The organism is Rhodococcus sp. PvR044, assembly GCF_040548995.1.
In the GTDB taxonomy this organism is placed as follows: Bacteria; Actinomycetota; Actinomycetes; order Mycobacteriales; family Mycobacteriaceae; genus Rhodococcus_G; species Rhodococcus_G oryzae.
Genome location: NZ_JBEPSX010000001.1, coordinates 331,716 through 358,137 on the forward strand (window position 1 = coordinate 331,716; position 26,422 = coordinate 358,137).

Below are 26,422 nucleotides of genomic sequence, written 5' to 3' on the forward strand. Positions count from 1 at the left end.
TCGTAGTGTCGGTCGACGGTATGTCGGTGACGTATCGGGAGCTCGATGAGCGTCTGCAGCTGCTGGCGGGGGCACTGTCCGATCGCGGGATGGATGCCGATGCCATCGTGTCCGTGGTCCTCACCGGTCTGGTTCCGACGATCGTTGCCGCCGAGGGCGGCATCGGTGGCGTGCTCGACAGGATCCACGCCGACGCCTCCACCCTCGACCTTCCCGAGGTGGCCGCCGAGGCGCCCGCCGACGGATGGCCGTTGGTCTCGGCCGTCGCCCTGTGGCAGGAGTGGGTCGAGCGCGATCCCGAGGCGATCGCCGTCGTCGAGGACGGCCGCCCGACCACCCGTGGTGAGCTGAACCGCAGGGCCAACCAGTTGGCGCGGGAACTCGCCTCCTGTGGGGTGCGACCCGACGATGTGGTCTCCCTGATCGTTCCCCGTTCACTCGAGTGGATCGTCGGCATGCTCGCGGCGTGGAAGCTCGGCGCCGCCTACTCGCCGCTCGACCCCGCGTGGGCGCTCGAGCGGACCGAGGGGCTCATCGAGGCGAGCGGGGCAAGGGCCGTGGTCGCACTGAGCGGGTGGCCCGCGCTGGCGGACGCTCCCTTCGGGGTGACGGTCCTCGACGATCCCGACACCGTGGCGCGCCTGGAGGCGCACGAGGCGACGGATCCGGATCGGGATCCGTGGACGGACGACGACGCGGGCCTGCGACTGGCCTATGTCATCTCGACGTCGGGATCGACCGGCCGTCCGAAGCCGACGCTGGTGCCGATGCGCGGCGTCTCCAACACCTTCCAGGCCTACCGCCGCATGCTGGACTTCGGTGCAGGCACCGGCGTCCTGATGGCGAACTCGCCGCTGTTCGACCTGACCCAGAAGAACATCTGGGTCGCGCTCGCGTACGGCGGCACGCTGCACCTGTCCGAGGACGGCTTCGACCCGCAGCCGATCCTGCGTCAGATCGGTACCGGGGACGTCCAGATCGCCAACATGGCGCCGAGCGCCTTCGAGGTGCTGGCCGACCTCGACACCGAGGGCGTGCTGACCAACCTGGGCGCCGTGATCCTGGGCGGTGAGCAGATCCGGCCCGCCGCGTACAACGGGTTGATCGGCACGCAGACGCGGATGATCAACAGCTACGGTCCGACCGAGGCCTCCGACGTCACGTCGATCTACGAGCTGGACCTCTCCGCCCCTGACGTCGAACAGGGCCAGATCCCGATCGGTACCGCCTGGGAGGGAGTGGATTACCACGTCCTCGACGGCCGTCTGCGGCCGGTGCCCGCTGGTATCACGGGTGAGCTCTACATCGGTGGCAACGCGGTCGGCCGCGGCTACGGCGGCATGACCGCCCTGACCGCATCACGATTCGTCGCGAGCCCGTTCGGCTCCGGCGGCGCCCGGCTGTACCGGACCGGCGACCTGGTGCGCGAGCGCAGCGACGGCGAACTGGTGTTCCTGGGGCGCAGTGACTTCCAGGTCAAGATCCGAGGTCTGCGGATCGAGCTCGGTGAGATCGAATCCGCACTGGTCGCGAATGCCGATGTCCTGCAGTCCATTGTCGTCGTGCACGACGACAACCGGGTGCAGCGACTCGTGGCGTACGTGACCGCGGTCGCGGGCGCGACGATCGACACCGATCAGGTGCTTGCCGACGTGGGCCGGACCCTGCCTGCGTACATGGTTCCCGACCTGCTGCTCGTGCTCGACGAGATGCCGCTCAACACGAGCGGAAAGATCGACCGGAAGGCGCTGCCGCGCCCGCAGTTCGAGTCGCATTCCGATCATTACCGGGAGCCGTCGACCCCGGCCGAGATCGTGGTGGCGCAGATCTTCGGCGAGATCCTCGGCATCGAGCGGGTCGGCGCCGACGATTCGTTCTTCGAGATCGGCGGCAACTCGCTGTCGGCGGCCCGGGTGGTTGCGCGGGCCAACGCGGCACTCGGCTCGGACGTGAATCTGCGCGAGGTGTTCGACGCACCGACGGTGGCCGGGCTGGCCGCCCTCGCGGCCGCGGGGGCGGGGACCGGTCGTCATCGGCCGGAACTCGTGGCGCAGCCGCGACCCGAGCGGATCCCGTTGTCGCTGGCTCAGTCTCGGATGTGGTTCATCAACCAGTTCGACACCTCGTCGCCTGCCTACAACCTCCCGCTCGGTATCCGGCTGACCGGGTCGCTCGACACCGAGGCCTTGGCGGCCGCGGTGGCGAGTGTGCTCGAGCGGCACGAGTCGCTGCGCACCGTGTTCCCGGACGACGGGGACGGTCCGCACCAGGTGGTGCTGCCCGCCGACGGACTCGACATCGATCTGACCCCGGTCCATGTCCGTGACGAGGCCGACCTGATGACGACGCTCGCGGACCTCGCGTCGCGGGGCTTCGACGTGACCGTCGAGATCCCGGTCCGGCCGCGCCTGTTCCGGTTGACCGAGAACGAGCACGTCCTGCTGTTCCTGGTGCATCACATCTCCTCGGACGGCGCGTCGATGGCGCCGCTGGCGAGGGATGTCGTCATCGCGTACTCGAGCTGGGCGAGCGGTCATGGCCCGGACTGGGCGCCGCTCGAGGTCCAGTACGCGGATTTCGCGATGTGGCAGCGCGAGCTGCTCGGTGTCGAGGACGACCCGGAGTCGCTGCTGGCGCGGCAGGTCGGCTACTGGGTCGACGAGCTCGCCGGGATCCCGGAGGTGCTGCCGCTGCCGACCGATCGCCCGCGTCCCGCGGTCATCTCCATGGAGGGCGCCCGGGTCGAGTTCGAGATCGGTCAGGATCTGCACGGCCGGTTGCTCGAGCTGGCGCGCGAGCACGAGGCGACCCTGTTCACCGCCGTGCACGCCGCGTTCGCCGTGCTCCTCTCCAAGCTGTCCGGCACGGACGACATCGTCCTCGGTACCCCAACCGCGGGTCGTGGCGAGCGTGAACTCGACGACCTCGTCGGCATGTTCGTCAACACCCTCGCGCTGCGGACCGTGGTCGACCCGGCCAAGTCGTTCGTCGAGATGCTGCGCAGCACAAGGGAATCGGACATCGGTGCGCTCGCGCACGCGGACGTACCGTTCGAACGCCTGGTGGAGCTCCTCGCGCCCGAGCGGTCGACCGCGCACTCGCCGATCTTCCAGGTGGTCATCGCGCTGGAGAACACCGAGGCCGCGGTCCTGGAACTGCCCGACCTCGTGGTCGGCGAGGTCGACCCGGGCGTGACCTTCGCGAAGTTCGACCTGCAGCTCTCGGTGGGCGAGAAGGCCGATCACTCGGGGATGACCGGCACCCTGGTCTACGCGACCGACCTGTTCGACGAAACCAGCGTGCGCACCCTCGGGGAGCGGTTCGTGCGCCTGATCGAGGCGGTCACCGCCGATCCGTCGGTTCCGGTCGGCAACGTGGAGATCACCAGCCCGGACGAGCGCAGGGCCCTCACGCCCGTGCGTGGCGCGGATTCCGCGGCCCCGGTCTCGCTGGCGGAGCTGCTGACCTCCGGAGCCGCGGAACGCGGTGCCCCGGCCCTGGTCTCCGGCGACCGCGTGGTGTCCTACGGGGAGCTCGACGACCGGTCCAGCGCCCTTGCCCGGGTGCTGATCTCGCTCGGGGCCGGCCCCGAGACCTTCGTGGCGCTCTCCCTCGCGCGGTCGATCGAGTCGGCGGTCGCGGTGTGGGCGGTCGCGAAGACCGGCGCGGCGTTCGTGCCGATCGATCCCGCCTACCCCGCCGACCGGATCGAGCACATGGCCTCGGACTCGGGGGCGACGCTCGGCCTGACCACGACCGGGGCGCTCGCCGGACTGCCGTCCGGTGTGCGCTGGCTGGCGATGGACGACCCGGGCTTCCTCGCGGACTGGAACGCCGAGCGTACGGATCCGATCCTCGACGCCGATCGCACCACGGCCGCGCACGTGGACAACCCGGCGTTCATGGTCTACACCTCCGGCTCCACCGGCCTCCCCAAGGGCGTCGCGGTCACGCACACCGGCCTGGTCAACATCGTCGCCGAGCACCAGCAGAAGTTCGGCGTGCAGGCCACGTCCAGGGTGCTGCACTTCGCGTCGCCGAGCTTCGACGGCGCGGTGTGGGAACTGCTGATGGCCTCGGTCGCGGGCGCGGCCGCCGTCATCGTGGCACCGGGCATCTACGGCGGCGACGAGCTGCGCGAGGTGATGCTCGAGCAGCGGGTCACGCACGGCTACACGGGACCCGCCGCGTTGAACACCGTCGATCCCACCGGCCTGGTCGACCTGGAGTCGATCTCGGTCGCGGGTGAGGCGGTCAGTCCTGAACTGGTGGCCAAGTGGGCGCCCACCTATCCCTTCCGGAACCTGTACGGCCCCACCGAGACCACCATGATCGCGACCATCTCGGAACCGATGGTCGCGGGCGCGCCCGTCACCATCGGTGGCCCGATCCGCGGGGTGTCCGCGGTGGTCCTCGACGGGCGACTGCGCCCCGTCCCCTTCGGTGTGACGGGTGAGCTCTATCTCGCGGGCCCGGCGCTGGCCCGCGGCTATCACGGCCGCTTCGACCTGACCGCGTCCCGGTTCGTGGCCGACGTGTCCGGAGCGCCTGGCGCCCGGATGTACCGCACCGGTGACCTCGTCCGCTGGGTCGACCGGTCGGTCTCGGGTGACCGGTCCCGGCTCGAGATCGAGTACGTGGGGCGCAGCGACTTCCAGCTCAAGGTGCGCGGCTTCAGGATCGAGCTCGGTGAGATCGACGGCGCACTGGCGGCGCACGAGTCCGTCGACACCGCATACACGATCGGCAGGGAGGGACCGGCCGGTGCCACCGTGCTGGTGTCCTACGTCGTGCCGGTGCCCGGTGCCGCGCTCGCGGACCGCGAGCTGACCGAGTTCGTGTCCCGTTCGCTGGCCCCGCACATGGTGCCGTCGGCGATCGTGGTGATCGACGCGCTGCCCGTGACGATCAACGGCAAGGTGGACCGGAAGGCGTTGCCGGAACCGGACTTCGGCTCGGCCGCGGAATCGTATGTCGCTCCGTCGAATGCGATGGAGGAACTCCTGGCCGGCCTCTTCGCCGAGGTGCTCGGCGTCGACCGGGTCAGCGTCGCCGACTCGTTCTTCGCGCTGGGCGGTGACAGCATCGTCTCGATCCAGTTGGTGGCCAGGGCGAAGGCCGCGGGCGTGCTGATCAAGGCAAGGGACGTCTTCGAGCGCAAGACCGTGACCGGTCTTGCCCTGGTCGCCACGACGGTCGCCGAGGCGGGCGTCGCGGTGCTGGAGGAGCTTCCCGGCGGCGGTGTCGGCGACATGCCGCTGCTGCCGGTGGCGCGCTGGGCGCTGGAGAACGGCGCGGGGTCACGGTTCTCCCAGGCGGTGTTGCTGACGGCGCCGCTCGGACTCGACCGCGGCACCCTGGCTGCGACGGTGCAGGCGGTGCTCGACCAGTATCCGATGCTTCGGTCGGTGCTGGCCTCCGCTGACGGGGACGCGCCCGTGCTGCGCGCCCGTGAGCTCGGCTCGGTCGACGCGAACTCGGTGATCGACCGGATCGAGTTCGATTCCGAGAATGCCCCCGGCAGTGCGGGATTCGAGCGAATTGCGGCCGCGGCACTGGACGCGGCCGCGGACCGACTCGACCCCGCCGCCGGTGCGATGGTGCAGGTCGTCTGGTTCGATCCGGCATCGCAGCTCGGCGAGGCGAACGGACGCCTGCTCCTGGTACTGCACCACCTCGTGGTGGACGGCGTGTCCTGGCGCCTGCTGGTGCCCGCCCTCGCCTCGGCCTGGGGCCAGATCGTCGCAGGCGGTACGCCGAGCTTCGAGCCCGAGGTCACCTCGATGCGTCGGTGGGCGCACGCCCTCGCGGACGAGGCACGTTCGGACTCCCGGGTGACCGAACTCGGTTACTGGCGTGAGGTTCTGGCGACGCCGGAGGCGCCGATCGGATCGCGGCCGCTCGACGCGCGGCTCGACACCGTGGCGACCAGGGGACAGGTCTCTCTCGAGTTGCCTGCCGATGTGACCGACGGGCTGCTCACCGGGGTGCCCGCCCGATTCCGGGGCGGCGCCCAGGACGGACTGCTCGCGGCCCTCGCCGTCGCCGTCGCCGCGTGGCGGCGAGCCCGCGGCGGACGCGGAGCAGCGGAGTCCTCGACCCTGATCACCCTGGAGGGACACGGCCGTGAGGACCAGGTCGTGCCGGGCGCGGATCTCTCGCGGACCGTCGGCTGGTTCACCAGCGTGTACCCCGTTCGGCTCGACCTCGGTGGGGCCGACCTCGATGACGCGCTCGCGGGCGGGGCAGCGGCAGGATCTGCGGTCAAGGCCGTCAAGGAGCAGCTGCTGGCGGTGCCGGACAACGGCATCGGGTACGGCCTGCTGCGGTACCTCAACCCGGAGACCGGCGCGGAGCTGAGCTCCGGGGCGGTTCCCCAGATCAGCTTCAACTACCTCGGCCGGTTCGGGACCGGGGAGCTCACCAACGAGATCCGTGGCCTCGGCTGGATCCCGGTCACCGACGGCGGCGCGCTCGGCGGCGCGGCCGATCCGGCCATGGCGCCCGAGTCCGCGTTGGAGATCAACGCGTCGGTGCTGCCGGGCGGCGGCCTGTCGGCGACCCTGTCGTTCGCGACCGGTGTGCTCAGCGAGGCGGAGGTCGAGGAGTTCGCCGGATTCTGGCGCGCCGCGATGACCGCGATCAGCGCGCACGCGCGCACGGAGGCGGCCGGCGGTCTGACCCCGTCCGACCTGCCACTGGTGTCCCTGTCGCAGGACCAGATCGAACTGTTCGAGTCGCGGTACCCGAGCGTCGAGGACCTGTGGTCCCTGTCCCCGCTGCAGCACGGCCTGCTCTTCCACGCACTGCTCACCGAGGGCATGCCGGACGTGGTGGACGTCTACACCGCGCAGTTCGTGCTCGACCTGACCGGATCGGTCGATGCAGATCGGCTGCGGCGCGCCGCCGACCGGCTCCTGGTCCGGAACCCGAACCTGCGCTCGGTGTTCCTGGTCGACGAGGCCGTGGGATCGGTCCAGGTCGTCGTCGGCGACACCCGGGCCCCGCTCACCCTGCACGATCTCAGCGGCCTCGACGAGGAGTCGAGGGCGGCCGAGCGGCAGCGGATCCTCGATGCGGACCGCGCGACGGGCTTCGATATGGCGACGCCGCCGCTGGTCCGGCTGACCCTGCTCGCGTTGGCGGCCGATCGCTGGCAGCTCGTGTTCACCAACCACCACGTGATCCTGGACGGCTGGTCGACCCCCCTGGTCATCCGCGAGCTGATGGCGCTCTACGCCATGGACGGCGACGATTCGGCGCTGCCGCGGGCCCGGGACTACAAGGACTACCTGCACTGGCTCGCCGGACAGGACCGCGCGCAGTCGCTGGAGACCTGGCGCGACGCGCTCGCCGGAGCGGATGATCCGACCCTGCTGGCGCCTGCGGTGCAGGGCGTCAACCACGCTGCGGTGCCGGGCAAGGTGGAGGGTTCGCTCTCCGCCGAGGAGACCGCGGGTGCCGAGGCGCTCGCGGCGGAGCTGGGCGTCACGCTGAACACGCTGGTGCAGACGGCATGGGGCGTCGTGCTCGGCATGCTCAGCGGTCGCGGCACCGTGGTGTTCGGTGCCACCGTGTCCGGTCGGCCGTCGGACCTGTCCGGCGTGGAGTCGATGGCCGGATTGTTCATCAACACCATTCCCGTTGCCGTGCAGCTCGTTCCGCACGAGCCGGTGCGCGAGCTGCTCGTACGCCTGCAGTCGGAGCAGGCGGGGCTGCTCGACCACCACTTCGTGGGGCTGACCGACATCCACCGGGCCGCGGGTGACGCCGCGCTGTTCGACACCGCCGTGATCTACGAGTCCTATCCGGTGGACACCTCCGGGGTGGGCGGCGACGTCGACATCGCCGGGATGCGGTTGATGGGTGTGGAATCCGCGGCCGCGAGCCATTTCCCGCTCTCGATCGTGGCCGCTCCCGTCGACGGCCGTCTGCACCTCGCCGCCGAGTTCCAGCACGAGGCCTTCGACGAGGCGACCGTCGCGGGTCATCTCGACCGCACGATCCGGGTGCTGCGCGAGTTCGTGGCGCGTCCGGAGGCGAACGTCGGTTCGCTGCGCCTGATCACCGACGACGAGCTGCAGCTGCTCGACTCGTACAACCGCACGGAACTCGCCCGCACCCCCGAGACGTTGCTCGAACGCATCGAAGCACGGGTCGCCGAGGACGCGTCCGCGATCGCCGTGCTGACATCGGGCACGAGCGTCACGCGCGGCGAGCTCGACCGTCGCGCCAACCGGTTGGCGCATGAGCTGATCGCCGCGGGCGTCGGCATCGATGACGTGGTGGCCCTGGTCGTCCCGCGTTCGGTGGACTGGGTGGTCGGCATGCTCGCCGCGTGGAAGGTCGGCGCGGCCTACCTGCCGGTCGACACGAAGGCGCCCGCGGACCGGATCGCAGCCGTTCTCGAGGACTGCGAGGTCCGGGCCGTGGTGCTCGCGGACGGGTGGAGCGAGGAGCTCGCCTACTCCGGAGCGCTCGTGCGGCTGGGCGATGCGGACACCGAGGCCCGGCTCGCGAGCAGGCAGGAGACGGCCCCACCGAATCGCTGGACCGAACCCGGTGCCGGTCACCGCCTCGCCTACGTGATCACCACCTCGGGATCGACCGGCAGGCCGAAGCCGACCCTGGTGCCGATGGCCGGCGTCCTCAACACCGCCGAGTGGTACCGCGGTGAGATCCGCCTCGAGCCGGGTGACGGTGCGCTGGTCGCGAACTCGCCGGTCTTCGACCAGACGCAGAAGAACGTGTGGGTCACACTGTCCGACGGTGGCGTGCTGCACCTGGCGGGGGACCCCTTCGACCCGGTCGAGATCCTCGAGATCATCGGTGGCGGCTCGGTGGTCAACGCGAACCTGGCGCCGAGCGCCTTCGCCACGCTGCTCGACGCGGACACGGACCAGTCGGTGCTGCCCGCGCTGCGGTCGTTGCACCTGGGCGGCGAGTCGTTCAACCCGGCCAGGCTCGCGCACCTCGAGGCGGCGGGCACCCGGCTGCACAACAACTACGGGCCGACCGAGGCCACCGACATGATCACCGATCACCGGTTGAGCTCGGTGACCACCGGCTACCCCGACGGCCGGGTCCCGATCGGACCCGCGCTGCCGAACTACGAGCTGTATGTGCTCGACCAGCACCTGCGCCTGGTGCCGCCCGGAGTGCCCGGCGAGCTGTATATCGGTGGTCCGCTGGTGCTCGCCCGCGGCTACGGAAGCCGGTTCGCGCTCACCGCGGCCCGGTTCGTGGCGAACCCGTTCCGGGGCGGCGGCGAGCGGATGTACCAGTCCGGCGACGTCGTTTACTGGAACACCGACGGCGAACTCGAGTACGTCGGCCGCACCGACTTCCAGGTGAAGATCCGTGGTCTGCGGGTCGAGCTCGGCGAGATCGAGATGGCGCTGCTGGCCGACCCGCGGGTGGGCCAGGTCGCCGTGGTGGTCAAGACCACCGAGACCGGGATCGACCGCTTGGTCGCCTACGTGGTCCCCGCCGACACCGCGGACGGACTCGAAGACGCGGTCACCGAGGTGGCCCGACGTGCCCTGCCCGACTACATGGTGCCCTCGGCGGTCGTGGTCCTCGACGAGTTCGCGCTGACCCCCAGCGGAAAGGTCGATCGGAAGGCGCTGCCGGATCCCGATTTCGGCTCCGCGGAGGAGTCCTACCGGGCGCCCGCGAATGTCGTCGAGGAGATCGTCGCGGCCGTGTACGGCGAGCTGCTGTCGGTGCCCCGGGTGTCCGCGACCGACAGCTTCTTCGCCCTCGGCGGCGACTCGCTCGTCGCGACCAAGGTCGTGGCCCGGGTCAACGCGGGGACCGGGGCGGCGCTCCGTCTGCGCGACCTCTTCGAGGCGCCGACGGTGTCCGAACTGGCCGCCCGGATCGAACTCGGGGAAGGCCGCGCCGAGGCGCGCAGCGAACTGTCGGCCCGACCGCGCCCTGGCCGGATCCCGTTGTCGCTGGCTCAGTCTCGTATGTGGTTCCTGAACCAGTACGACACCTCCTCGCCGGTCTACAACATCCCGATGGCGATCAGGCTCACCGGCGCACTCGACACCGACATCCTCCGCTCCGCGCTCGGTGACGTCCTCGAACGCCACGAGTCCCTGCGGACGTTGTTCCCGAACACCGACGACGGTCCCCACCAGCTGATCGTGCCCGCGGCCGATGTCGACCTGGACGTGAGCACCGCGACCGTCTCCGAGTCCGGCCTCGCGGCCGAGCTGGTCGCGTTCTTCTCCCAGGGCTTCGACGTGACGACCGGGATCCCGTTGCGGGTCAAGATCGTCCAGATCGCCGACACGGATGTCGCCGAGCACGTACTGGCGATGTCGATCCATCACATCTCGTCCGACGGCGCCTCGACCGCGCCGCTGGCCAGGGACCTGGTCACCGCCTACCTCGCGCGCACCGCGGGCGAGGCGCCGCGGTGGACCCCGCTCGAGGTCCAGTACGCGGACTTCAGCATCTGGCAGCGCGAGGTCCTCGGCACCCCCGACGATCCGAAGTCGTTGGCGGCGCAGCAGATCGAGTACTGGACAACGGCACTCGCGGGGATCCCCGAGGTCCTCGAACTCCCGGGGGACCGCCCGCGGCCCTCGCAGCAGTCCTTCCGGGCGGGCAGCGTCTCCTTCGCCGTCGACCCCGAGCTGCGTGCACGCCTGGACGCGCTCGCCCGCGAACACGGGGCCACCCTGTTCATGGCCGTGCACGCGGCGCTCGTGGTGTTCCTGTCTCGACTCGGCAACACCGATGACGTCGCCATCGCGACGCCCGTCGCGGGACGCGGCGAACGTCAGCTCGACGATCTCGTCGGCATGTTCGTCAACACGCTGGTGCTGCGTACGGCCATCGATGCGGATGCTTCCTTCGCCGAGCTCCTCGCGCAGGTCAGGGAGACCGACCTCGGTGCCTTCGGCAACGCCGACGTGCCGTTCGAGCAGCTGGTCGAGGCGCTCAACCCCACCCGTTCGCGGGCGCATTCGCCGTTCGCCCAGGTGATCCTCGGATTCCAGAACCTCGAGCAGGCCGCGCTGGAATTGCCGGGGCTCACGGTGAGCGCGTTGGAGAGCGGCCTGCAGGTCGCGAAGTTCGACCTGCAGTTGATGATGATGGAGAGCGACCCCGCGGGTGGCGGCGGGCTGACCGCCGAGTTCACCTACGCCTCAGATCTGTTCGACGAGTCGACGGTCCGGGACTTCGCCACTCGCTTCCTTCGGGTACTGGAGGCCGTCGTCGCGGCTCCGGCGCAGGCGGTCGGCGACCTGAGCCTGCTCGATTCGCGCGAGCGGGCACGACTCGCGCCGGTGTCAGGAACCCCGAGCATCGCGCCGGCCACCCTGCCGGAGTTGCTGGCCGCGGCCGTCGCGCTGAACCCCGATGCGCACGCGGTGGAGTTCGGTGACCTCGCGATGACGTACAGCGAGCTCGACGAACTCTCGAACAGGCTGGCGCGCAGGCTCATCGGAGCAGGCGTCGGCGCCGAGGACTTCGTCGCGGTGGCGCTGTCCCGGTCCGCCGGATCGGTGCTCGCGGTCTGGGCGATCGCCAAGACCGGTGCCGCCTTCGTGCCGCTCGACCTGTCGTACCCGCAGGAGCGGATCGAGTACCTGGCCGCGGATTCCGGCGTTCGGGTCGGACTCACCGACCTGGCCAGCATCGACTCCGTGCCCGGCTCGGTGACCTGGTTGGCGCTCGACGACGTCGAGTTCTCCGCCTCGGTCGACGAACAGTCGTCCGAGTCGATCACCGACACCGATCGGGTTCGGCCGCTGAAGGTCGAGTCCGGGGCCTACATGGTCTACACCTCGGGCTCCACCGGTAAGCCCAAGGGCGTGCTCGTCACGCACACCGGCCTCGCGAACTTCGCTGCGGCGCAGCGAGAGCACTACTCGGTGACCCGTGACTCGCGGACCCTGCACTTCGCGTCGCCGAGCTTCGACGGTGCGGTGCTGGAACTGCTGCTCGCGATCGGCTCGGGCGCCACGATGGTGATCGCGCCGCCGAGCATCTACGGCGGCCAGGAGCTGGGTGACTTCCTGCGTGAGGAGCGGGTGACCCACGCCTTCGTCACGACGGCCGCACTGGCGACCGTCGACCCGGTCGGGCTCGACGAGCTCACCGACGTCGCGGTCGGCGGCGAGGCCGTGCAGGCCGAGCTGGTCGCCAGGTGGGCGCCCGGCAGGCGACTGTTCGACGTCTACGGTCCCACCGAGACGTCGATGGTGATCACCATGAGCCGGCCGATGGTGCCGGGCGGATCGATCAACATCGGCGGTCCCGTCCGCGGTGCCGACGCGATGGTGCTCGACGGTCGCCTGCACCCGGTCCCGGTAGGGGTGCCGGGCGAGCTGTACTTCGCGGGCCCCGCGCTCGGCCGCGGTTATCACCAGCGGTTCGCGCTGACGGCGGACCGCTTCGTCGCGAACCCGTTCGCGGAGGACGGGTCCCGGATGTACCGGACCGGCGACGTGGTGCGCTGGATCGAGACCGACGGAGCGACGGGGGATGACACCGCCGCATTGGCGATCGAATACGTGGGCCGCAGTGACTTCCAGCTCAAGGTGCGCGGCTTCCGCATCGAGCTCGGCGAGATCGACGCGGTTCTCACCCGGCACGAGAGCGTCGAGTTCGCGGCGACGATCGGCCACAAGACCGCCTCGGGCAACACGGTGCTCGTGGCGTACGTGCTCGCAGGCACCGGTCGGAGCATCGACAGGTCGGTCCTCGCCGAGTACGCGGGCGTCGAGATGCCCGCGCACATGGTGCCCTCGGCCTTCGTCGAGCTCGATTCGATCCCGCTGACGCCCAACGGAAAGCTGGATCGCAGGGCACTGCCCGAGCCGGTCTTCGAGTCGGCCGCTGAGTACCGCGCCCCGCGCAACCCGGTGGAAGAGGTGATCGCGGGGGTCTTCGCCGACGTCCTCGGCGTGGACCGGGTCTCGGCGGATCAGGACTTCTTCGACATCGGCGGCAACTCACTGGTGGCCACCCGGGTGGTGGCACGGGTGAACGCCGCGCTCGGCATCTCGATGGGCGTGCGGGAGCTGTTCGACGCCCCAACGGTGGAGTCGCTGGCGGTGGCCGCGGCATCGATGTCCGGCAGGGACGTCAACCGCCCCGCGCTGGTCGCGCGTCCGCGGACCGGCCGGATCCCGCTGTCGATGGCACAGAAGCGGATCTGGTTCCTCAACCAGTTCGACACCGCCTCGGCCGCGTACAACATCCCGCTCGGGGTCAGGTTGTCCGGTGTGCTGAACGTGGAGGCATTGCAGCAGGCCATGTTCGACGTGCTGGCCAGGCACGAGTCGCTGCGGACGATCTACCCCTCCGGCCCGGACGGACCGGAACAGCGCGTGATCGAGGTGGCCGCGGCGTCGATCGAGCTCGACCGGATCGCCGTCACGGAGCCGGAGCTGATGGCCAGGGCGGCGGACTTCGCCGGCCGGGGCTTCGATGTCACGGATTCGATGCCGGTGCGCGCGGCCCTGTTCGAACTGGCAGCCGACCAGCATGTGCTGTTGGTCGTGGTGCACCACATCAGCGCGGACGGCTCCTCGATGGCGCCGCTCGCCCGGGACGTGATGAGTGCCTACGTGGCACGCGCACAGGGCGAGGCGCCGCACTGGGAACCGCTTCCGGTGCAGTACGCCGACTACGCGCTCTGGCAGCGCGAGGTCCTCGGCGCGGAATCGGACCCGGAGTCGGTGATCGCCAAGCAGGTCGACCACTGGCGTGATGCCCTGTCCGGCCTGCCGGACCTGCTGGAGCTGCCCACCGACCGCCCCCGGCCCGCCATGCAGTCGATGCTGGGCGAGCGGGTGGACTTCGAGGTCCCGTCGCACCTGTCGACTCAGATCGATGCGCTCGCGCGGACGACGGGCACCACCTCGTTCATGGTGATGCAGGCCGCCTACGCAGTGCTGTTGATGCACATGAGCGGCACCGGTGACATCGCGGTCGGCACCGCCGTCGCCGGGCGTGGCGAGGAGGCACTCGACCCGATCGTCGGCATGTTCGTCAACACCCTCGTGTTGCGGACGCAGATGGAGTCGGCCGACACCTTCCGGTCGGTTCTCGAGACGGTCCGCGAGGGCGATCTGCAGGCCTTCTCGCACGCCGATCTGCCGTTCGAGCGGCTCGTCGAGATCCTCGACCCGGAACGGTCGACCGCACACGCCCCGCTGGTGCAGGTGTCGTTCGGCTTCGAGAACGTCGACACCCCGGTCTTCGAGCTGCCCGGCCTGACGGTCAGCGGCCTGTCCACCGACCTGGGCCAGGCGAAGTACGACCTGGAGCTCTCCTTCTCCGAGCAGTCCGACGAGGCCGGGAACACCGGGTTCGCTGGCGTGTTCGGATTCGCGACCTCGCTGTTCGACCGCGAGAGCGTGGAGCGGATGGCGCAGCGGTTCGTCCGGATCCTGACCACGGCCGTCGGCGACCCCGAGGTCGTCGTCGGGGACATCGACCTGCTCGAGCCGGACGAGCGTGAGCGCGTGCTGACCGAGTTCAACCAGACCGCGGTTCCGGTGGAGCCGACCACCCTGGTGGAGCTGATCGACCGTTCGGTCGCGCGGACGCCCGATGCGCCCGCGATGACCTTCGAGGACACCACCCTCAGCTTTGCCGAGTTCGACGCCCGCGTGAATCGTCTGGCCCGGCACCTGATCTCCGAGGGTGTCGGACCCGAGACGCTGGTCGTCCTCGCGGCCCGCCGGTCCCTCGAGATGATGGTCGGGATGTACGCCGTGATGAAGGCGGGCGGCGCCTACGTGCCGGTCGACCCCGATCAGCCGGCCGAACGACTGGAGCTGGTGCTCTCGATCGCGCAGCCCGTCGCCGTCCTCACCACGTCGTGGGACGGGGTCGAGCTGCCCGCGGGTGTTCCGGTCGTGGAGATCGACTCGGCTCCGACCGGTCATCTCGATGCCGCCCCGATCACCGATGCCCAGCGGTTGCGTCCGCTACGCCGCGGCAATCCCGCGTACGTGATCTTCACCTCCGGCTCCACCGGTGTGCCCAAGGGCGTGGCCGTCAGTCATGCCGCGATCGTCAACCAGCTCAGCTGGTTCATCGGCGAGTACGAGATGACGGCCTCGGACGTTGTGCTGCAGAAGACGCCGATCGTGTTCGACCCGTCGGTGTGGGAGCTGTTCGTGCCCTTCATCTCCGGCGGTCACCTGGTGATCGCGAAGCCGGACGGGCACCGCGACGCCGAGTACCTCATCGACGTCTCCCGTCGGTGGAACGTCACCACTCTCGGGTTCGTGCCGTCGATGCTGGCGGCCTTCCTGTCCAGCCCCGAGCTGGCGTTCCCGCAGTCGGTGCGCTCGCTCCAGTTGGCGGGCGAGGCCCTGAGTCCCGAGCTCGCGGCCCGCACGCTGGCAAGCGCGTCGCTCGGGATCAACAACGCCTACGGGCCGACCGAGACCACACTGACCTCGGTGCACTACTGGGCGGACGGCACCGAGACCGGCACCATGCCGATCGGCATCCCGGTGTGGAACAGCCAGGCCTATGTGCTCGACTCGCGCCTGAACCCGGTGGTCCCTGGCGCAAGGGGAGAGCTCTATCTCGCGGGCGGTCAGGTTGCCCGCGGCTACCACGCCCGGTCGGGGCTGACCGCGGAGCGATTCGTGCCGAATCCCTTCGGTGCACCCGGCTCCGTCATGTACCGGACCGGTGACCTCGGGCGCTGGCGTCGCGACGGGCAGCTGGAGTACCTGGGACGCACCGACTTCCAGGTCAAGATCAGGGGTCAGCGGATCGAGCTCGGCGAGATCGAGTCGGCCCTGCTGGACCACCCGTCGGTGGACCAGGCGGTGGTGATCGCGGCGGACACCGAACGGGGTCAGCGCCTGGTCGCCTACCTGGTGGCCGCGACGGGCGTCACCGTCGACACCGGCGACGTGCGGGCCGAGGTGGCCAAGGCGTTGCCCGGCTACATGGTGCCGGACGCCCTCATCGTGCTCGAGGCGATGCCCGTGACCAGCAACGGCAAGCTGGACCGGCGGGCGCTGCCCGCACCGGAGTTCACATCCGTCGCCGACACCTACGTCGCGCCCCGCACCCCCGCGGAGCAGACGATCGCCGCGGTGTTCGCGGAGGTGCTCGGGTTGGAGCGGGTCAGCGTCGAGGAGTCGTTCTTCGCCCTCGGCGGTGACAGCATCATGTCGATCCAGCTGGTCACCAGGGCGAAGGCCGCAGGCCTGGCCTTCACCGCCCGGCAGGTCTTCGAGCACCGCACGGTCGCCGCACTCGCCGCGGTCGCGGGCGAGGCCGCCGCGGCTGCCATCACCCTGGCGGAGCTGCCGGGCGGCGGCGTCGGCGAGATGCCGCTCACGCCGATCATGCGGGCCACCGCCGAGCGTGGCGGACTGCTGCGCCGGTACTCACAGTCGAGCTTCGTGACATTGCCGCACGGAATCGACCGTGCCACCGTGGAATCGACGATCCAGTCCGTCCTCGACCGGCACGACGCGCTGCGTCTGCGCTGGAACGACGACGGCTCCGGGCTCACCGTCACCGAGGCCGGGTCGGTCCCGTCGGCACGGCTGATCCATCGCGTCGAGTTCGCATCGCGGCCCGGCACCGAGGAGTTCGCCGCGCTGGTCCGTGGCGAGTTCGAGGCGGCCGCAGACCGGCTCGATCCCACGGCGGGGATCGTGGCCCAGTTCGTCTGGTTCGACCCGTCCGCCGGGGCCGGTGACACCAACGGTCGCCTGCTGATGGTGATCCACCACCTGGCCGTCGACGGTGTGTCCTGGCGGATCCTGTTGCCGGACTTTGCCTCTGCGTGGGGTCAGGTGCAGTCGGGTGCGGAGCCCGAGCTGCCCGAGGTCGGTACCTCGCTCCGACGGTGGGCCCACGGACTCGCCGAGGCCGCGGTGTCCGAGCGGCGCACCGAGGAGCTCGGATACTGGCGCAGCGTGCTCGAGGGGGCCGACCCGACGCTCGGGTCGCGTCCGGTCGATCCCGCTCTCGACGTGGTGTCGGCGACCGCGGGGGTCCGGGTCGAGGCATCCGCCGAGACCACCGAGGGGCTGCTCACCGCGGTACCGCGGGCGTTCGGCGGCGGTGTCAACGACGGACTCCTCGCCGCCCTTGCCCTCGCCGTGGCGCGCTGGCGTGAGCGGCGCGGCGTCGCCGCGTCGGCGACCCTGCTCGGCCTGGAGGGACACGGCCGCGAGGAAGAGGCCGTCGAGGGCGCGGACCTGTCCCGCACCGTCGGCTGGTTCACCTCGCTGTTCCCGGTGCGGATCGACGTGTCGGGTGTGGACCTCGACGACGCCTTCGCGGGCGGCCCGGCCGCGGGCCAGGCGATCAAGTCGGTCAAGGAACAGCTCCTCGCCGTCCCGGACCGGGGCATCGGATACGGACTGCTGCGGTACCTGAACGCCGACACGGCCCAGGAGCTGAGCGGTTTCGCCGCCCCGCAGATCGGGTTCAACTACCTCGGCAGGACCGGCGCGTTCGAGGTCACCGACGAGATGCGCGACATGGGCTGGGTGCCGGTCGGCGACGGCGGCGTTCTCGGGTCGGCACTCGACCCGGACATGCCGGTCGCCGCGCTCGACATCAACGCTGTCGTGTCGAACTCCGAAGGCGTCGAGACACTCTCGACGGTGTTCGACTTCGCGACCGGCGTGCTGTCGGCCGCGGACGTCGACGAGCTGGCGGAGCTGTGGACCGATGCGCTCGACGCGATCGCGAGCCATGCGAGCAGCCCGGGCGCGGGCGGGTTCACCCCCTCCGACCTTCCGCTGGTCTCGCTGACCCAGTCGCAGATCGAGCGCTACGAGGCGCGATTCCCGACGATGTCGGACATCTGGTCCCTCTCACCGCTGCAGTACGGCATGTACTTCCATGCGGCGCTGGCAGAGTCCGCCGTCGACGTCTACACGGCACAGCTGTGTCTGCGGCTCGGTGGCGTCGTCGATGCCGACCGGATGCGCCGGGCCGCTCAGGCCCTGATCGATCGGCACCCCAGCTTCCGGACCGCCTTCGTCACCGATGACACGGGCATCGCGGCGCAGGTGGTGCTCGAGGGCACCGAGATCCCGTTCGTCACCGTCGACCTGTCCGGCATGGACGAGGCCGACCGGGGTGCAGAGCGGGCCCGGATCGTCGAGCACGACCGACTGGCCAAGTTCGACCTCGGCGCGCCGCCGCTGATGCGGTTGACGCTGATCACCCTCGGGGAGGGCGAGTACGAGCTGGTGGTGATGAACCACCACATCGCGATCGACGGTTGGTCCACCCCGTTGGTGCTCAAGGAACTGCTGGTGCTGTACGCAGCGGACGGCGACGCCTCGGTGCTGCCGCAGGCACGCTCCTACCGCGATTTCCTGGCGTGGCTGGCCGAGCGTGATCACGTGCGCTCGCTGCAGGCGTGGGAGGACTCGCTCGGTGGTGTCGAGGGGCCGACGCTGCTCATCTCCGGCGACCGGGGTCGTCAGCAGGACAGCACCTCCGGTCAGTACCTCACGCAGTTGGGTGCTGCGGAGACCGCGGAACTCGTCGCCCGCGCACGCGAACTCGGCGTCACGCCGAACACCTTCGTGCAGGTGTCCTGGGCGATCCTGCTCGGGTCGCTGACCGGCCGCGAGGACACCGTCTTCGGTGCCACCGTCTCGGGCCGGCCGCCGGAGATCCCCGGCGTGGAGTCGATGATCGGCCTGTTCATCAACACCGTGCCGCTGCGCGTGCACCTGGACCCGTCGGAGTCGGTGGCGCAGCTGCTCACCCGGGTGCAGGCCGAGCAGGCCGACCTGCTCGACCATCACTACGTCGGCCTGGCCGAGATCCAGCGCGCCGCAGGCGAAGCCGCGATGTTCGACACCCTCGCGGTGTTCGAGTCGTTCCCCGTCGACATGGCGGGTGCGACCTCGCAGACCGACATCGCCGGGATGCGGGTGCTCGGCATGGACGGCATCGATGCCGCGCACTACCCGGTCGCGATGACGGCCAGCCTGGACAGCGCGCTGCACCTGAAGTTCATCCACGCCACCGAACTGGTGGACGAGGACGCGGTCCGGACCCTGTCCGAGCGCTTCCTGCGGGTGCTCGGCACCGTCGTCTCGGCGCCGTCGACCCCGGTCGGCGACGTCGAGGTCACCGATCCGGACGAGCGCGCTGCGCTGTCGCCGGTGTCCGGCCCGGCCGCGGAGCCTGCCACCCGCATGCTGCCCGACTTGCTGGCCGCCGCCGCGACCGACCGGGATGCCCCGGCGTTGGTCTCGGGCGACCGGACCGTGTCGTACGGCGAACTCGACGATCGCTCGAATGCGCTCGCGCGGGTACTGATCGACCGCGGCGTCGGCCCCGAGTCGTTCGTGGCGCTGGCGCTGCCGCGGTCCGTTGAATCGCAGATTGCGTTGTGGGCGATCGCGAAGTCCGGCGGTGCCTTCGTGCCGATGGACCCGGCGTACCCGTCGGACCGGATCGAGCACATGACCACCGATTCGTCCGCCCTCGTCGGCATCACCGATGCCGAGCACCTGGCGGACCTGCCGACCACCGTCTCGTGGCTCGTCCTGGACGACCCCGAGTTCGCGGCGGCCGTGGATCTGGGGTCGACCGATCCGGTCACCGACGCGGATCGCCGTGCGCCGGTTCGAGAGCGGCACGCGGCCTACGTGATCTACACCTCCGGCTCCACTGGACTGCCCAAGGGCGTCGTGGTCAGCCACCAGGGCCTGGCGAACTTCGCCGCGGAGCAGCGCGAGCGCTATGGCGTCACCGCCCGGTCGCGCGCCCTGCACTTCTCGTCGCCGAGCTTCGACGCATCGATGCTCGAGCTGTTGCTCGCCGTCGGCGCGGGCGCGGCCATGGTGATCGTGCCTCCCGGCGTGTACGGCGGCACCGAGCTCGCGGACATCATCTCCTCGGCAGGCGTCACCCACGCGTTCATCACCCCTGGCGCGCTCGCGTCCGTCTCGCCGGAGGGCCTGGACTGCCTGCAGCACCTGGTTGCCGGTGGCGAGGCGGTGCCGGACAACCTGGTGGACATCTGGGCGCCCGGCCGCAGCTTCTACAACGGCTACGGCCCGACCGAGACGATCATCATGGCGACGATCAGCGGGGCACTGACCCCGGGCGAGATCCTCACCATCGGTGGGCCGATCCGCGGCATGTCCGCGACGGTGCTCGACCGCCGGATGCGTCCGGTGCCGGTCGGGGTCGCGGGTGAGCTCTATCTCGCGGGGGCGCAGATGGCACGCGGCTATCACGACCGCCGCGCGCTGACCGCGGACCGCTTCGTGGCGAACCCGTTCGGCGAGGCCGGATCCCGGATGTACCGCACCGGCGACATGGTGCGCTGGGTGGATCGATCCGAGGCGGGCGACCGGTCGAGGCTCGAGATCGAGTACGTCGGACGCAGCGACTTCCAGGTCAAGGTGCGCGGCTTCCGCATCGAGCTCGGCGAGATCGACGCGGCGCTGTCCGCACACGAGTCGGTGGACTTCGCGGTCACCGTCGGCAGGCAGGGACCGTCGGGCGCCACGGTGCTGGTGGCGTACGTCGTCCCGGTCGCGTCCGCGACGGTCGACGTGGCCGCACTGACCGAGTTCGTCGGGCGCTCGCTGCTCGCGCACATGGTGCCGTCGGCGATCGTGGTCCTCGATGCGATCCCGCTGACCGTCAACGGCAAGGTGGACCGCAAGGCGCTGCCCGAGCCCGACTTCGGTTCCTCGCTCGAATCGTTCGTGGCTCCCACGAACCCGGTAGAGGAGATCCTGGCCGGCCTGTTCGCCGAGGTGCTCGGCGTCGAGCGGGTCAGCGTCACGGATTCCTTCTTCGCGCTCGGCGGCGACAGCATTGTCTCGATCCAGCTGGTGACCAGGGCCAAGGCCGCCGGTGTCGTGCTCAAGGCGCGGGATGTGTTCGAGCGCAAGACCGTTGCCGGACTGGCTCAGGTCGCCACGCTGATGTCCGAGTCCGGTGGCGCGACGGTGCTCGCCGAACTCGAGGGCGGGGGAGTAGGCGAGATGCCGCTCACCCCGATAATGCGGTGGATGACCGAGCGGCCCGGCGGCCACAACCGGATGCTCATGCCCGCCTTCCTGGCGCTGCCCGAGGGCATCGACAGGGCCGGGCTGGTGGCGACCCTGCGTGCGGTCTTCGACCAGCACGACATGCTGAGGTCGTCGATCCCGCAGACCGGCGCGGAGCCGATCCTGTCGATCGGCGACGCGGGTTCGGTCGACGTGGACGCGATGGTCGCCCGGGTCGAGTTCGGCGCGGGCGCCCTGCCCGGCAGCGCCGAGTTCGACGCACTCGCGGCACCCGCCTTCGAGGACGCCGCCGCGGAGCTCGACCTCGCCACCGGTTCGGTGGTCCGGTTCGTCTGGTTCGATCCCGAGCCCGATGCCGACGGGTCGGGACGACTGCTCATCGTCGCCCACCACCTCGTCGTCGACGGTGTGTCCTGGCGCATCCTGGTCGCCGATCTGGTGGCCGCCTGGCAGTCCGTCACCACGGGCGCCACTCCGGAGCTCCCGCCCGTCGGGACGTCCATGCGCCGCTGGGCACACGGACTGGCCGAGGAGGCGAACAGCCCGGCCAGGGAAGCCGAGATGGCGTACTGGCGAACGGTGCAGGGCGGGGTGGACCCGTTGCTCGCATCGCGCCCGCTCGACCCCGCGGTCGATCTGTTCGCGTCCATCGCCGAGGTCAAGGTCGTGCTGTCCGAGCAGGCCACCGACGCCCTGCTGACCGCGGTGCCCGCGGCCGTCCGGGGCGGCGTCAACGACGGCCTGCTCGCCGCGCTGGCGCTCGCCGTCTCGGCGTGGCGGCGTGATCGCGGCGTCGACGAGTCCTCGACGCTGATCAAGCTCGAGGGCCACGGTCGCGAGGAAGACACCGTTCCCGGTGCCGACCTGACCAGGACCGTCGGCTGGTTCACCAGCATGTTCCCGCTCCGACTCGACCTGCCCGAGATCGACCTCGACCTCGACGAGGCCCTTGCAGGCGGACCCGCCGTCGGCTCGGCCGTCAAGGCGGTCAAGGAGCAGCTGTTGGCCGTGCCGAACAAGGGCATCGGGTACGGGTTGTTGCGGTACCTGAACGAGCGGACCGCGGCCGAGCTGGCCGCTCAGCCGTTGCCGCAGATCGGTTTCAACTACCTCGGCCAGCTCGGCGGCGAGGAGCCAACGGGCTCCGCACCGATCGGGTGGCTGCCCGCGCCGAAGGGCGAGCTCTCGGTGTCGGCGGCTCCGGACGCGGACCTGCCCGCGGCCGCGGTCGTCGACATCAACGCCTCGGTGACGGGCGCACGGCTGAGCGCCACCTTCGCGTTCCCCCCTGGCCTGATCGACGAGTCCGAGGTGCGCGAGCTGTCCGAACTCTGGTCCCGGGCCCTCGAGGCCATCGGCCGGTGGGCCGCGGCGACCGGGTCGGCGCAGTTCACACCCTCGGATCTGCCGTTGGTGTCGTTGTCACAGAACGAGATCGAGCGGTTCGAGGCGGAGTACCCGACCCTCGCGGACGTCTGGTCGTTGACGCCGTTGCAGGAGGGCATGCTCTTCCACTCGATGCTGGCGCAGACCTCCACCTCGCTCGACGTCTACACCTCGCAGGTGGTGATCGAACTCGGCGGACTCGTCGACGCCGGCCGCCTGCGCGCGGCCGCTCAGGCACTGGTCGACCGGCACCCGAACCTGCGGGCCGGGTTCCGGCACGACGACGCGGGCAATGCCGTCCAGGTGATCGTGGACGGCGCGCCGGTTCAGTTCCGCGAGGTGGATCTCGGTCACCGCGGTGACGAGGAGCGGCAGCGGGTCCTGGACGAGGACCGGCAGCGCCGGTTCGACATGTCCGAGCCCCCGCTGGTCCGGTTCAGTCTCGTTGGGCGTGCGGACGGCACGTACTCGCTGGCCATGACCAGCCACCACATCCTGGTCGACGGCTGGTCCATGCCGCTGCTCCTCAAGGACCTGATCGTGCTGTACGCGGCGCGCGGCGACGGATCGGTGCTGCCGCCGGTCCGCTCCTACCGGGACTTCCTCGAATGGCTGTCCACCCGCGACGCCGAGGCCTCGCTGGAGCAGTGGGCGGGCTCCATGCTCGGTGCCGAGGAGCCGACGTTGCTCGCGCCCGCGGACCGCGGACGCGAGCAGTCCTCGCTCCCCGGCGAGGTCAGCCTGCACCTGTCGGCCGAGCGCACCAGGGCGCTGTCGGGACTCGCACGTGAGCTCGGCGTCACGCTCAACACCGTCGTGCAGATGGCATGGGGCCTGGTGCTCTCGCGCCTGATCGGCCGCGACGACGTCGTGTTCGGTGCCACGGTCTCCGGGCGCCCGCCCGCGCTGACCGGCGTGGAATCGATGGTCGGCATGTTCATCAACACGCTGCCGGTGCACGTCAGCGTGGACCGGGCGGAGACGGTGACCGAGCTGTTGCTCCGGCTGCAGGGCGAGCAGTCGGACCTGCTCGAACACCACCATGTGGGCCTGCAGACGATCCAGCAGCGCACCGGCACCGGTTCCGTGTTCGACACCATCACCGTGTTCGAGTCCTACCCGGTCGACGCCGCGAGCGCGACTGGCGACGCGGACATCGACGGGATGCGCCTGCTCGGCGTCGGCGGTGTGGACGCGAACACCTTCCCGCTGTCGCTGTACATCGAGGCAGGTGATCGCCTGCAGTTGGACGCGAAGTTCCTGACCGACCTGTTCGCGCCCGACGAGGTCGAGTCGATCCTGGACCGGGTCGATCGGATCCTCTCGGCGATCGAGCGGAACCCGGACGCGAAGGTCGGGGATCTCGACGTGCTCTCCGATGCGGAGTACGCCGAACTCGATCGCTGGAACGCGACCGATCACGAGATCCCGGCCGCGACCCTTGCCGACCTCTTCGATGCCCAGGTGACGCGCACCCCGGATGCGGTGGCGCTGGTCTTCGAGGGCGAGGAACTGACCTACGCGGAATTCGACGCGCGGGCCAACCGGTTGGCGCGGTACCTGATCGAGCTGGGCGTGGGCCCGGAGTCGATGGTGGGCCTGGGAATCCGGCGTTCGCTCGACCTGATGATCGGCATGTACGCGATCGTCAAGGCCGGCGGTGCCTACGTTCCGATCGACCCCGATCATCCGGCCGAGCGAACCACCTACGTGCTGGAGACGGCCGACCCGGTGTGCGTGCTGAGCACACGGCGCGACCGGATCGACGTCGACCTGCGTTTCGAGGTGCTCGAGATCGACCAGCTCGACACCTCGGCCTACGACGATGCCCCGGTGACCGACGCGGACCGGCGTGCGCCGCTGCATCTGGACAACACGGCGTACGTGATGTTCACGTCGGGATCGACCGGAAAGCCGAAGGGTGTCGTCCTGACGCACCGGGCGATCGTGAACCAGCTGGTGTGGAAGCAGTCCGAGTACGGACTGGGTGCCGACGACGTGGTGCTGCAGCAGATCGCGATGACGTTCGACGTCTCGGTATGGGAGTTCTTCTGGGCCCTGCAGAACGGTGCCCGCCTGGTGATCGCCAAGCCCGACGGACACAAGGACATGGAGTACCTGGCCGGGCTGATCGCCGGGCACGGGATCACCACGGCTACCTTCGTGCCGTCGCCACTCGGCGTGTTCGTCGCGGTCGTCGACGCGCCGTCGCTGCGAACGCTCAAGCGGGCCTTCGTGATCGGCGAGGCGTTGCCGCCCGAGACGGCGGCACGATGGCGTGAGCTGACCGACGCGGGCCTGCACAACATGTACGGGCCCACCGAGGCGGCGGTCTCGGTGACCAACTGGGAGGCGCGTCCGGAGGACACGGTCACGACGCCGATCGGCTTGCCGCAGTGGAACGTCCGGGTGCACGTGCTGGACGCGGGGCTGCGGCCCACCCCGGCCGGGGTGGCGGGCGAGCTGTACCTGGCAGGCCCGCAGCTGGCGCGGGGGTACCTGACCCGGCCCGGCATCACCTCGGACCGTTTCGTGGCGAACCCCTTCGGCGCCGAGGGCGACCGGATGTACCGCACCGGCGACCTGGTCCGGCGACGGGCGGACGGGGTCCTCGAGTACATCGGGCGCACCGACTTCCAGGTCAAGCTGCGCGGCCAGCGCATCGAGCTCGAGGAGATCGAGTCGGCGGTGCGGGGCTTCGACGGGGTTCGGCAGACAGCCGTCCTGGTGCAGTCCGACGACCGCGGCGACCACCTGGTCGCGTATGTGGTCCCGCAGGACGGCGCCACGGTGGACCCGGACGAACTGAAGCGGTACGTGGCGACGGCGCTGCCGGTGTACATGGTGCCGAACGCGGTCGTCGGACTCGACGAGTTCCCGCTCAACCCCAGCGGCAAGCTGGACCGCAAGCTGCTTCCGGTGCCGGAGTTCGAGGACACCGGCGAGTACCGGGCCCCGAGCACGGCCACCGAGGCCGCCGTGGCAGAGGTGCTCGCGGAGGTCCTCGAGATCGAGAAGGTGTCCGTGGACGCGTCCTTCTTCGATCTGGGCGGAAACTCGCTGACCGCGACCCGGGTGATGTCCAGGCTGACCGAGGTGCTCGGGGTCACGGTGCCGCTGCGGGCCGTGTTCCTCGACCCGACGGCCGAGGGCATCGCGGCCGCGATCGACGCGGAGTCCGGCGCGGAGGGCGCGAGCGGGACCGGGGCGGACATGTTCGACGTCCTGCTCCCGATCCGCGCCGCGGGTGAGCGGTCGCCGGTCTTCGCCGTGCACCCGGTGCTTGGGCTGTCGTGGGCGTACACCGCCCTGGCCCCGGTGCTGGACGGTGAGACGCCGGTCTACGGTCTGCAGTCGCCCGCCGCGTCCGGCGACGCCACGCTGCCGGACTCGATCGAGGAGATCGCGCACCGCTACGTGACGGAGATCCGGGCCGTTCAGCCGAGCGGGCCGTACCGGCTGCTGGGCTGGTCGCTCGGCGGCGTCATCGCGCACGCCATGGCCGTCGAGCTCCAGGCGGCGGGGGAGTCGGTCGAGCGGCTGATCATGCTCGACAGCTTCGCGGGCGACGCGGCCGACGCACTCGGTGAGGGCGCGGCGGTGACGGCGGAGGAGATCCTCGGCGGCTTCGGTATCGCGGCGACGGCCGACCTCGATCCGTCGGAGGCCGGCATCGACGAGGTGCTGGACCTGATCCGGGCATCCACCGGGGGCCCGCTGTCCGCGGTGTCCGAGGAGTGGCTGCGACAGATGGTCGCTTCGGCCACGAACTCGGCGGAACTGATGCGGCGCTACGTCCCCGGCCGCTTCGACGGCGACCTGGTGCTGTTCACCGCGGCGCAGGGACGCCAGGACGACACCATCGCGGCGCGGTCATGGGGCCAGGCGGTCTCGGGCACGGTCCGGCACCGGTCCGTGCACAGCACGCACTGGGCGATGATGAGCCCCGCCGCGCTCGAGGAGATGGCGCCGGTCCTCCGGGAACTGCTGGCCGGCCCGGTCGAGTAGCGACAGGAAAC

Annotated in this window: 1 protein-coding gene; it reads left to right on the top strand. The window is 70.4% G+C overall.

All coding sequences use genetic code 11. From position 1 onward, the window contains the following. The first annotated feature begins 26 nt into the window (after window positions 1-26). Entirely contained in the window at window positions 27-26,411 is a 26,385-nt protein-coding gene (locus ABIC28_RS01415; RefSeq protein ID WP_354577215.1) for a non-ribosomal peptide synthase/polyketide synthase, read from the top strand. Window positions 26,412-26,422 lie beyond the last annotated feature (11 nt).